At 61.3% G+C, this 11,045-nt stretch carries 12 protein-coding genes; 5 read left to right on the plus strand and 7 right to left on the minus strand.

Annotated features, from left to right (window positions below):
• Window positions 1-92 precede the first annotated feature (92 nt).
• From A3730_RS03430 to ftsY, 7 genes are all read right to left on the minus strand, one after another.
• Window positions 93-872 (minus strand): thiazole synthase, encoded by a 780-nt coding sequence (locus A3730_RS03430; protein WP_063537487.1) that lies wholly within the window; start codon window positions 870-872, stop codon window positions 93-95.
• Between the two features lie 56 nt (window positions 873-928).
• Window positions 929-1,126 (minus strand): sulfur carrier protein ThiS, encoded by a 198-nt coding sequence (gene thiS / locus A3730_RS03435; RefSeq protein ID WP_063520232.1) that lies wholly within the window; start codon window positions 1,124-1,126, stop codon window positions 929-931.
• Window positions 1,127-1,134: 8 nt separating this feature from the next.
• Window positions 1,135-1,503: a DUF423 domain-containing protein gene (locus A3730_RS03440; protein ID WP_063520231.1), complete on the minus strand. Its 369-nt coding sequence runs from the start codon at window positions 1,501-1,503 to the stop codon at window positions 1,135-1,137.
• Between the two features lie 360 nt (window positions 1,504-1,863).
• Window positions 1,864-2,724, minus strand: coding sequence for an RNA polymerase sigma factor RpoH (rpoH, locus tag A3730_RS03445; RefSeq protein ID WP_063520230.1), 861 nt, complete (start codon window positions 2,722-2,724; stop codon window positions 1,864-1,866).
• 277 nt (window positions 2,725-3,001) lie between these two features.
• Window positions 3,002-4,054 carry a permease-like cell division protein FtsX gene (gene ftsX / locus A3730_RS03450; protein WP_063520229.1) on the minus strand — a complete coding sequence of 351 codons (1,053 nt, stop codon included), beginning with the start codon at window positions 4,052-4,054 and terminating at the stop codon, window positions 3,002-3,004.
• On the minus strand, window positions 4,044-4,730 hold the full coding sequence (gene ftsE, locus A3730_RS03455; RefSeq protein ID WP_007150059.1) for a cell division ATP-binding protein FtsE: 687 nt from the start codon (window positions 4,728-4,730) through the stop codon (window positions 4,044-4,046). The genes ftsX and ftsE overlap by 11 nt, the downstream gene beginning before the upstream one ends.
• A 116-nt stretch (window positions 4,731-4,846) precedes the next feature.
• Window positions 4,847-6,028, minus strand: coding sequence for a signal recognition particle-docking protein FtsY (gene ftsY / locus A3730_RS03460; RefSeq protein ID WP_063520228.1), 1,182 nt, complete (start codon window positions 6,026-6,028; stop codon window positions 4,847-4,849).
• Between the two features lie 219 nt (window positions 6,029-6,247).
• On the opposite strand from ftsY, the gene A3730_RS03465 reads away from it, so the two are divergent.
• From A3730_RS03465 to A3730_RS03485, 5 genes are all read left to right on the plus strand, one after another.
• Window positions 6,248-7,600, plus strand: coding sequence for a pitrilysin family protein (locus A3730_RS03465; RefSeq protein WP_063520227.1), 1,353 nt, complete (start codon window positions 6,248-6,250; stop codon window positions 7,598-7,600).
• Entirely contained in the window at window positions 7,597-9,039 is a 1,443-nt protein-coding gene (locus A3730_RS03470) for a pitrilysin family protein (RefSeq protein WP_063537489.1), read from the plus strand. The genes A3730_RS03465 and A3730_RS03470 overlap by 4 nt, the downstream gene beginning before the upstream one ends.
• Entirely contained in the window at window positions 9,029-9,646 is a 618-nt protein-coding gene (rsmD, locus tag A3730_RS03475; RefSeq protein WP_063519339.1) for a 16S rRNA (guanine(966)-N(2))-methyltransferase RsmD, read from the plus strand. Before A3730_RS03470 ends, rsmD begins: the two co-directional genes overlap by 11 nt.
• Window positions 9,647-9,817: 171 nt before the next feature.
• Window positions 9,818-10,723 (plus strand): metal-dependent hydrolase, encoded by a 906-nt coding sequence (locus tag A3730_RS03480; protein ID WP_231880556.1) that lies wholly within the window; start codon window positions 9,818-9,820, stop codon window positions 10,721-10,723.
• Between the two features lie 114 nt (window positions 10,724-10,837).
• On the plus strand, window positions 10,838-11,045 hold a 208-nt coding region (locus A3730_RS03485), incomplete at its 3' end, for an NnrS family protein (protein ID WP_231883829.1).

Raw genomic sequence — 11,045 nt, forward strand, 5'->3', positions numbered from 1 at the left:
AGTGCACGAGCATCAACGGTCAACACTTCCCCTTGGCGCCAACTCTCCCCCAGAGTGGCGCCGTTTTTTTGCCTGCCGGCAGCGGGCTTGTACTAGCGACTCAGACCATCCAGCGGTGAAGAGGCCGAGGCGTAGGCCTTGCGCGGCATGCGCCCGGCCAGAAAGGCTTCGCGACCGGCTTCGATGGCTTTCTTCATGGCGGAGGCCATCAGTACCGGTTTTTGGGCGTGGGCCACGGCTGAATTGAGAAGCACGCCGTCACAGCCCATTTCCATGGCCAGCGCCGCATCCGAGGCGGTGCCTACGCCGGCGTCCACGATGATGGGGACCTTCGCTTCTTCCATGATCAGCTTGATGTTGTGCGGGTTGAGAATGCCCAGCCCGGAGCCGATCAGCGAGCCCAGCGGCATCACTGCCACGCAACCCATGTCTTCCAGTTCTTTTGCCACGATGGGGTCGTCGTTGGTGTAAACCATCACCTTGAAGCCGTCGTCGATCAGTTCGCGGGCGGCATGCAGGGTGTGGGTTATGTTCGGGTACAGGGTTTTCTGGTCGCCGAGCACTTCCAGTTTCACCAGGTCGTGGCCATCCAGCAGTTCCCGCGCCAGCTTGCAGCAACGCACCGCATCTTCGGCGGTAAAGCAGCCGGCGGTGTTGGGCAGGATGGTGTATTTGTCCGGAGTGATGTAGTCGAGCAGGTTGGGCTCGTCTGCATTCTGGCCGATATTGGTACGGCGGATGGCGACGGTGACGATTTCGGCGCCGCTGGTTTCGATGGCGTCACGGGTCTCGTCAAAATCCTTGTATTTGCCGGTACCGATCAGCAGGCGGGAGGAGTAGGTGTTTCCGGCAATGGTAAGCAGATCGGACATTCTGGCCTCGATAATTCGGTAAGTAATTGGCTGTCAGGGCAATTCAGGTGTGAGTGTCAGCCGCCGCCGATGGCATGGACGATTTCCACCACGTCACCCTCGTTCAGGGAAAAATCGGCATGCTGGCTTTTCGGGACGATTTCCCGGTTCACTTCCACGGCCAGTCGACGGCCGGCCAGCTCCAGCTGGGTTACCAGATCGGCAATGGTATTGCCGTCCAGGGAAAGCGTATCGCCATTAACGGTGAGCTTCATGATCTTTATCAAGCGTGTTTGAAAAGGGACCAGGCCAGCATCAGCCAGCCGATGATTAGCGCGGTGCCACCGAGCGGGGTGATGGCGCCAAGCCATTTCTGCCCGCTCAACACCAGTACGTACAGGCTACCACTGAATACCAGCATTCCGGCAAACAACACCCAGCCGGCAGTGACCATGCTGGAGGCGCCGAACGTTTTCGCCAGTAAGCCCACCAGTAATAGTGCCAGCGCATGGAAGAAATGGTATTCGCTGGCGGTGGCCCAGGTGGCGAGCAGGGATTCATCCACGCGGGCTTTCAGGCCATGGGCACCGAAGGCGCCGAGCATGACGGCAAGGGCGCTGTTGAGGGCGCCGAGGATAAGCAGGGTTTTCATTCAGGACTCCGCAGTGGCGGTCAAAACGAGTGCCGCCTCGGGTTGCATAGTGTACCGGAATATCCGTGTCGCGGGGTACATTCGTTGCGAGGGTAGGAGCGCCGCTTGGGGCGCGAACCCGAGCCTTGGCGAGGGATGTCGTTTCGAGTAACGAGAAGGGGTTGCGAGGGGCCGCTATTCGCGCCTCAAGTGGCGTTATTCGCTTCGCTCACCCTTACGGCCAGCCAGTGGCTGTTACCTTCGCAAGCTCGGTTCCTGCAGCGGGAATAAGGTACGACCGCATGATGCGTGTCGTTGCCGTAAAACGGCACAAAAAAGCCCCCCGAAAAGGGGCTTTGGCGTGTTGCCTGTTGCGTCTCTTTACGCCATGGCGTTTCGCAGCTTCTTGATGGCGTTGTTTTCCAGCTGGCGGATGCGCTCGGCAGACACGCTGTATTCATCGGCCAGCTCCTGCAGGGTGGCTTTCTGGTCGGCCAACCAGCGGCGTTCCAGAATGTCGCGGCTGCGGTCGTCCAGTGCCATCAGGGCGGAACCCAGTTGACGGGTTTCGCGGTCTTGCTGGTCTTGTTCGGCGATCAGGTCTGCCGGGTCGCTGTTGTCGCTGTGCAGGTAGGCTGCCGGCGACACGACGGTGCTGTCGTCGTCATCGTTGGTGGGGCCGTCGAAGCTGGCGTCGTAGGCGCCCAGGCGGCCTTCCATTTCCTTGACCTGTGCAGCAGTGACGCCCAGATCGTCGGCGACCCGCTGGGCTTCTTCCATCGTCAGGCGGCCCAGGCGTTTCTTCTGGCCGCGCAGATTAAAGAACAGTTTGCGCTGGGCCTTGGTGGTGGCCACTTTCACGATGCGCCAGTTCTTGATCACGTATTCGTGGATTTCTGCTTTGATCCAGTGCACGGCAAAGCTCACCAGGCGTACGCCCTTGGTGGGGTCAAAGCGTTTCACTGCCTTCATCAGGCCCACGTTGCCTTCTTGCACCAGGTCACCCAGTGGCAGGCCGTAACCGGTGTAGCTACGGGCGATATGAGCCACAAAGCGCAGGTGTGACAGCACCAGGCTGCGTGCCGCATCCAGGTCCTGATCGTAATACAGGCGTTCGCCAAGGCGTTGCTCTTCGTCTGCGCTGAGTACCGGCACGGCGTTAACGGCTCGCATGTAGGCATCCAGGTCGTTACCCGGTACCGCTAATGTGAGCGCCTGTGCGCGTTCTGAAAGGTGTGTCATGCGCGTGTTCTCCTCGTTGGCGTCGCTCGTTGACGAGCATCCCAATCCGTTTGAGTCCTGATATTAGCACTCGCTTCTATAGAGTGCTAATAGGTGAAAAAGTTCCGTTTGATCGACTCAGTTGATCGCTGCTTAAGAGCATGCATCGCCCGTGTTAAGCAGGGATGAACACAGTGTTAGAGGGCGTTGGGGTAGTGAGGTTCCCCGGGCGTTCCGGCTGGTTTGCCGGATTCCCCCTGTCAGGGTCATCCGCCCAGCGCGTCTTGAGCCTGGCAGCTTAGAAGTTGGGTTCGATATCGCCCAGGTGGCGGCCCACGGCCAGCCAGGCGCCCAGCAGGCCCAGTACGCCGCTGAACAGGGGCAGGATGACCAGACTGGATGCGGCCATGGAGGTGAGTGATTGCTCACTGCTATATAACGAAAGCAGCTCATTAATGGGGCCCCCCAGCCACCACAGGGCAACCTGCACCAGGATCACAGCGGTAAGGCCGCCGGCGAAACCGAAGCAGAAGCCGGTATACAGGAAGGGGCGCCGCACAAAACCATCGGTGCCGCCGACGATTTTCACTACCACGATTTCTTCCCGTCGGCTCTCAATGGCCAGGCGGATGGTATTTACCATGACCAGCACCACGGCGGCGGCCAGCGCCAGGGTGAGGGCGGAGATCAACCTTTCGCCCAGTTCAATCAGGGCGTGCAGGCGGCGTACCCATTCCACATCGAGCTGTACCAGGTCCACGTCATCGGCCTCGCCCAGGCGATTTTCCAGGGCGCGCAGGGTCACCGGGTCGGTGCTGTCCGGGAAAACCACAATCAGCGGGGGGAGCGGGTTGTCCGGCAGGGCTTCGAGTACATCACCGAAACCGGACAGGGCCTTGAACTCCGCCAGCGCCTGGGCACGGGTAATCACTTCGGTGCGGGTGATGTTTTCGGTGCCTTGCCATTCTTCTGCCAGCGCCCGCTGGCGGGCCTCACTGATATCCATATCCAGGAACACGGACAGGTGGGCGTTGCCGTCCCAGCCGCGGGTGATGGCGCGGGCATTGTCCAGCAGCACGGCCAGCCCGGCGGGCAGGGCCAGGGCGATGGCGATGACCAGAATGGTCATGGCGCTGCTGGCACGGGCGGCATTGAGGCGTTGCAGGGCATCGCGCAGGGAGTCGAGGTGGTGCTGGCGCCAGCTGATAAAGCGGTCTTTCAATGACGTCTGGGCGCTGTGGGCGCCGGCCACACGGCGCGGCCGTTCTGCTTTCTGGCGGCCGGGCTTGATCGGGGTGGCGCTGCGGGTGCCCCGGTTGCCTTTGCCCTTGTTGGTGTTGTTAGGCGCCATGGGCCTCTCCCGATTCGTCGCCGTCATGGATCAGGCGGCCTTCGCGCAAGGTCAGCAGGCGGTGGTTATAGCGGGCGATCAGGCTCAGGTCGTGGGTGGCGATCAATACCGCCACGCCGACCCGGGCGAAATCCTTGAACAGGTCCATGATCTCTTCGGACAGGGCCGGGTCCAGGTTGCCGGTGGGCTCATCGGCCAGCAGCAGCGGGGGTTTGTTGACCACCGCCCGGGCGATACCCACGCGCTGCTGTTCGCCGCCGGAGAGCATGATCGGGTTGAGCTTTTCCTTGTCCAGCAGGCCCACCTTGTCGAGGGCGGCGCGCACCCGTTTGCCGATGTCGGCACGGGCATAGCCGGCGATGATCAAAGGCAGGGCCACGTTATCGAAGACGCTGCGGTCGAACAGTAGCTGGTGGTTCTGGTGGACCATGCCGATCTTGCGGCGCAGCAGGGGGATGTGGCGATTACTGAAGCCGTTCAGGTTCTGGTTATCAATCAGCACCTGCCCCTGTGTCGGGCGTTCGATCATCATGATCAGCTTCAGCAGGGTGGACTTGCCCGCCCCGGAGTGACCGGTGAGAAACGTCAACTGCCCGGCGGGGAGTGTGAATCCCACTTTGCTGAGCGCGTCTTTCCCGTTCGGGTAGCGTTTGCTGACCCGGTCAAACTGAATCATGGGCGTCCTTCGGACAGTTCAAAGTAAAAAGTTTAAAGTTCAAAGGGAAAAGCGCGGGCACGGGCACTCAAGCCGCTTCGGCCTGTGCCGCGTTTCAACTTTTAACTTTGAACTTGTCACCCCGTCACATCTTCAAACAGTGCCTGCACAAACTCTTCCGCATGGAAGGGACGCAGGTCTTCCAGTCGTTCCCCGACGCCGATAAAACGAATCGGCAGGCCAGTACGTTTGGCCAAGGCAAACAGGATACCGCCTTTGGCGGTGCCGTCGAGCTTGGTGAGTGCCAACCCGGTCACGCCAGCGGCATCGCGGAACTGTTCTGCCTGGTTGATGGCATTTTGTCCGGTGCCCGCATCGAGTACCAGCAATACCTCATGGGGGGCATCCGGAATCAGTTTCTTCATCACCCGGGTCACCTTGGTGAGCTCGTCCATCAGGTTGCCGCGGGTATGCAAGCGCCCGGCGGTGTCGGCGATCAGAATATCGGCGCCGCGAGACTGAGCTGCCTGCACCGCGTCATAGACCACCGAGGCGGAATCGGCGCCGGTGTGCTGGGCTACCACGGGAATGTCGTTACGCTCGCCCCATACCTGCAGCTGCTCCACGGCGGCCGCCCGGAAGGTGTCGCCGGCGGCCAGCATCACGCTCTTGCCTTCGCCCTTGAAGCGACAGGCCAGCTTGCCGATGGTGGTGGTCTTGCCGACCCCGTTCACTCCCACCATCAGGATTACGTAGGGCTTTTTGCTGCCGTCGATCTGCATGGGCTGGTCCACGGGAACCAGCAGCTTGCGCAGTTCGTTTTGCAGGGATTCGTACAGGGCATCGGCGTCCACCAGCTCTTCGCGGGTCACCTGGTCGGTGAGGGCCTGCACGATCACGTCGGTGGCTTCTACGCCTACATCGGCTACCAGCAGCTGGGTTTCGATTTCCTCGAAGATCTCGTCGTCGATCTCCTTGGCGCCCACCAGCAGGTCGGCCAGGCCCTTGCCCAGCCCCTTGCGGGTCTTGCTCATGCCCTGCTTCATGCGGGTCCAGAAACCGCCGTCGCCGCCTTCATCCTGAGGGCTTCCCTCGGGGGCGGCTGGCGCAGAAGGCATGGGCTCCGGCGCTGGTGGTGGCTGGTGGGCAGGCTCAGCGGGTGCCGGTGCGTTTTCTGCAGCGGGCTCGGACGGCGGGGTGGGTGCCTCGTCGGCCTCCACACCGGTGAACATGCGCTTCCAGAAACCGGTCTTCTTTTCTTCCGGTTTTCCGTCCGCTTGTGGGCGGTTGTCGTCGTCGCGGGAAACTTCGTCGCTCATGATCAGTCGTATCCAATCAAGAAGGGTGACCCTTCTTTTGCAATGAGGCTGCAAGAGCAGGGCGATAACCCGGTATGCTATGCCGGAGAAAAAAAGGACCTGCTTGCAGAGTTGCCGTTCGCGGGGGCGAACGCGCCGCTATCCTACCATTATGGGGAGAGGGGAGCAGCTTCGGGTTTGTGGTTCTCAACACAGGTGTGCCCCCAATAGAGGTATTTCATGAAAAGACTGATAACGGTACTGGCGTTGGGCCTGTGGTCGCTGACCGCCCAGGCGGCGCTGCCGACCCATGCCTTTACGCTGGATAACGGCCTGAAAGTGCTGGTACGCGAAGATCACCGTGCACCGGTGGTCACCGTGATGGTGTGGTTCAAGGCGGGCAGCATTGATGAAGCCCCATTTGAGACCGGGCTGGCCCACGTGCTGGAACACATGATGTTCAAGGGCACCGAGAAGTTGGGCCCCGGCGATTTTTCCAGGCTGGTATCCCGCTACGGGGGCAGCGATAACGCCTTTACCAGTTATGACTACACCGCTTACTTCCAGCAATACGAAGTGTCGCGCCTGCCGTTGGCGCTGGAGCTGGAAGCGGAACGTCTGGGGCACCTGGAAATCGATGACGAGGAATTTGCCCGCGAGCTGGACGTGGTGATGGAAGAGCGACGCATGCGCACGGACGATAACCCCAATGCGCTGGCCTGGGAAAAATTCCAGGCCGTGGCCCGTCCGGGCACTGGCTATGCCCACCCGATTATTGGCTGGCGCTCGCTGCTGGCCCAGCTGCAGCCGGAGCAGGCGCGCAGCTGGTACCAGCGGTTCTATGTGCCGGGCAATGCTACCCTGGTGATCGCCGGGGATGTGACCCGCGAGCAGGTACAGCCGCTGGTGGAAAAATTCTTTGCCGATCTGCCCGCCGGGCAGACCCCGCCACGGCCCAAACAGACGGTGAATCCGCCGGCCGGTGAGCGCCGTCTGGCGCTGAATCTGCCGGTAAAAGTGCCTTCCCTGTACATGATGTACAACGTGCCGTCGCTGGTCACGCTGGAAGACAAAACCGATTTCTACGCCCTGACCATGCTGGCTGGCGTGCTCGATGGCGGCATGAGTGCGCGCATCGAAACGGATCTGGTGCGCGGCCAACGGCTGGTGGCCGGCGCCGGTGCCAGTTACAGCGGGATTCAGCGAGGCGATGGCACCTTCACGCTCACCGCCGCCCCCAACCCGGAGGTGACTCTGGAGCAAGTGGAAAAAGCGTTGCTGGCGCAGATCGAACGGCTGCAAACCACGCTGCCCACCGACGCGGAAATGGCGCGGGTGCGGGCCGGGGTGCTGGCGGGCCAGGTGTACGAGAAGGATTCGGTGATGGGACAGGCCATGGAGCTGGGGATGCTCAGCACCCTGGGCCTGGATATCGATTTGTCTGCCCGCTTTGCCGAGAACCTGGAAGCGGTCACCGCCGAAGACGTGCAGCGCGTGGCACAGCAATGGCTGGTGCCGGAACGCCTGACCGTGGGCACGGTGAAACCGAAAGCGCCCACCTCTGATCAACCGCAAGCGGAGCCGCAACCATGAAGATGAACGCTTTCCGACTGGCCTGCCTGCTCGTGCTGGGCGCGCTATTGAGTGCCTGTGCCGGGACTTTTTCCGGCGCTTTCCCCACTACCGAAGCGCAGGTGGCAGAAACCGACCCGCAAGCGCCGGCGCTGGATATCCAGTCCTGGCAAACCGGGGAAGGGGCGAAAGTCCTGTTTGTGGCCAGCGATGCGCTGCCCATGCTGGATATTCGTCTGGTCAGTGATGCCGGCTCCGCCCGTGATGGTGCGCACCCGGGCCTGGCCTCACTCACCAGCGCCTTGCTGGGCGAAGGCGCTGATGGCATGAGCGTGGACGATATTGCCCGTGGTTTCGAAGATCAGGGCGCCAGCTTTTCGTCCTCCAGCTACCGGGACATGGGGGTGATCAGCCTGCGCACCCTGTCCGAGGCGCAGTACCGTGAACCGGTACTGGCGCTGTTCAATCAGGTGATCGGCAGCCCCACGTTTGAGCAGGATACGCTGGCGCGGATTCGTACCCAGATGATGCAGGGGCTGCGCATGGAAACCCAGGTGCCCGGCCCGCAGGTGAACAAGGCCTTCCAGGCCACGGTGTTTGCTGGCCATCCCTATGGGCAGCCCAGCGATGGCACCCTGGAAAGTCTGCCGGCCATTGCCCGTGACCAGCTGCAGGCTTTCTACCGCACCTACTACGCGGCGGGTAACACCGTGATTGCCATGGTGGGTGATCTGGACCGCGCGCAGGCGGAGAAAATTGCCGGGGACATCAGCGCAGCCCTGCCGCAAGGGCAGGCGGCGCCGCCGCTGGAGCGGGCCGCGCCGCTCGCCGAGCGTCAACGCCGGCACATTACCTTTCCCTCCGTCCAGACCCATATCCTGCTCGGCAATCAGGCCACCTGGCGGGGTAACCCGGACCATGTGGCCTTGTATGTGGGCAACCAGGTGCTCGGCGGTGGCGGCTTTGCCTCCATTCTCACCGACGAAGTGCGGCAGAAGCGTGGTTACGTTTACGGTATCAGCAGCCATTTTGGTCCCATGGCCGCCGGTGGTCCGTTTCAGGTGCGTTTGCAGACGGCCAACGACAATGCCGACGACGCCCTGACCCTGACCTTGGATCTGATCGACCAGTTTGTGCAGGACGGCCCCACCGCAGAACAGCTGGAAGAAACCCGCACCAGCATTCTTGGCAGCTTTGCTCTGGGCACGGCGGACAACAGCGACATCATCGGCCAGCTTGGCGCTATTGGCTTTTACGACCTGCCGCTGGATTATCTGCAGCGGTTTAACCAGCAGGTGCGCACGGTCACAGCGGAAGACATTCGTGCCGCGTTCCAGCGCAATCTGACCCCGGACAATCTGGCCATCGTCAGCATCGGTCCCAAGGCACCGCAGATTCGTGCGGCCGATAGAGAGGCAGAAAATACCGCCGCCGAGGAGCCCGCTGATCGTGCCCCGTAAGCGTTCAGGTAAACGCCCCGGCGCCAGTACTGGCCCGGCGCAGAAAGGTCAGGTACGGATTATCGGTGGCGAACGGCGTGGTCATCGGCTGCACTTTGTGGACTACGGCGGTGATTTGCGTCCGTCGTCGGATCGTATGCGCGAAACCCTGTTCAACTGGCTGCAGTTCGAGCTGCCGGGGCTTCGGGTGCTGGACCTGTTTGCCGGCTCCGGCGCGCTGGGGGCGGAAGCGCTGAGCCGGGGAGCCCGGGATGCGGTGTTGGTCGAAAAGCAGCGCGAACGCTGCGCGGATTTGAGCCGGCAGTTAGCCCCATTGTTTGAGGGACGCATCACCGTGCATTGCGCCGATGCGTTGAGTTGGTTACCTGCGCAACGGGAACCGTTTGATCTGGTCTTCATTGATCCGCCCTACGATCTGGGTTTGGTGACGCCGGCCTGTGAGGCGCTGGAAGCCCACGGGCTGCTGGCGGACGGGGCGATTATCTATGTGGAAAGCCGCCGCCAGGGTGAAGTGCCTGCAGTCCCGGCGCACTGGGTGTTGTCAAAAGAAAAAAGCGGCGGCGATATTCATGCGCGGCTATACCGGCGGCAAACTGGCCCGGGTTGATAGGCGCTATGGCGGGAGTGTCGTGACGGCACAGTAAACCGGCGCCCGGGCACAGGCTGTGTCCTATTACGCCGTGCCTGGGCGGTGCGTGCTGGCAAAATGGCACAACCTGCACTTTCGTGCCAGTTTCGGTTGGCAAATACTGTGCCCATGAGCAATGAGGACACCGCCATGAATGCCAATGCAGCCACTGCTATAACCACCGGGCAACGCGATCAAGCGGCCAAGCGTCAGCCGCAGAAAAAAATCAATAAAAGTGACATTCAGCCCCGCAAGATGGATTTTGAATTTGATCCGTCCATGCCCCGTTACTGGTTCGACAATGACCAGTTCAAGACCATGCTGTTGACGGCGTTGTCCTGCACCTTTCCTGAAGGTGAACGCTTCTTTGTTCGTTCCGTGCGCCATTTTCAGAAAAACCTCACCGATCCCTTGCTGCGCGAGCAGGTGAAAGGGTTTATCGGCCAGGAAGCGCATCACGGCAACGAACACGATGCCTTCAATGCGTTTATGGAATCCAAGGGGGTGCCCACCGGCAAGGTGGACGCCTATGTGAAGGATGGCCTGAAATTCATGGCCAAGTGGTTGTCGCCGGAGCGGCAGCTGGCCAAGACCTGCGCGCTGGAGCATTTCACCGCCATGCTGGCGGAAATGATTCTGGAACATCCGGAATTTATCGAAGGTATGGACGAGCGCATGGTGCCGCTATGGTTGTGGCATGCAGTGGAAGAGAGCGAACACAAGTCCGTGGCCTTTGATGTGTACCGCGATCAGGTGGACAGCTACTGGGTGCGAACGTCGGAAATGGCCTTTACCACGGTGGAGTTCATCGGTTTTACCATTCTGCATTACAACCAGTTGCGCGCCGAGATGGATGATCCCACCGACTGGAAATCCGTGCGCCAGGGGCTCAACTGGCTGGTGGGCAACCCCGGTTGGCTGCGCAAGCTGGGCAAATCCTACCTGGCCTATTACAAGCGCGACTTCCACCCTTCCAAGCGGGACAGCGTTCATCTGCGCCAGCGGGGGCTGGAAAAACTGTCGCGGTTGATGAAGCGCCCGGGATTGCTGTCCTGATCCTCGCCTGACTGGCCGGGCCGTGATCCCGGTCAGTTTTTACCGCGTTATTACCATCAAGCTCGCCGGCAACCGGGTATATTCGAGGGTGTCTGTTCCGGCAGGGAGAGCCCGATGGCAACGCCAGATTCCACATCCGATACCCCCGGCGCGCAAGCCCGGCAGCCCCCGCGTGGATTGCAGGCGCCGCTGTTTGCGTTTCCGTTTCGTCTGTTTTTTCTTTCCGCAGCCTTAATTGCCGCCGTGCTGGTGCCGCTGTGGGTGTTCCTGCTGACCCGGGGAGGCCTGAATAACCTGGCTTTGCCCCCCATGCTGTGGCACC

The sequence above is a fragment of the Alcanivorax sp. HI0044 genome, from assembly GCF_001634945.1.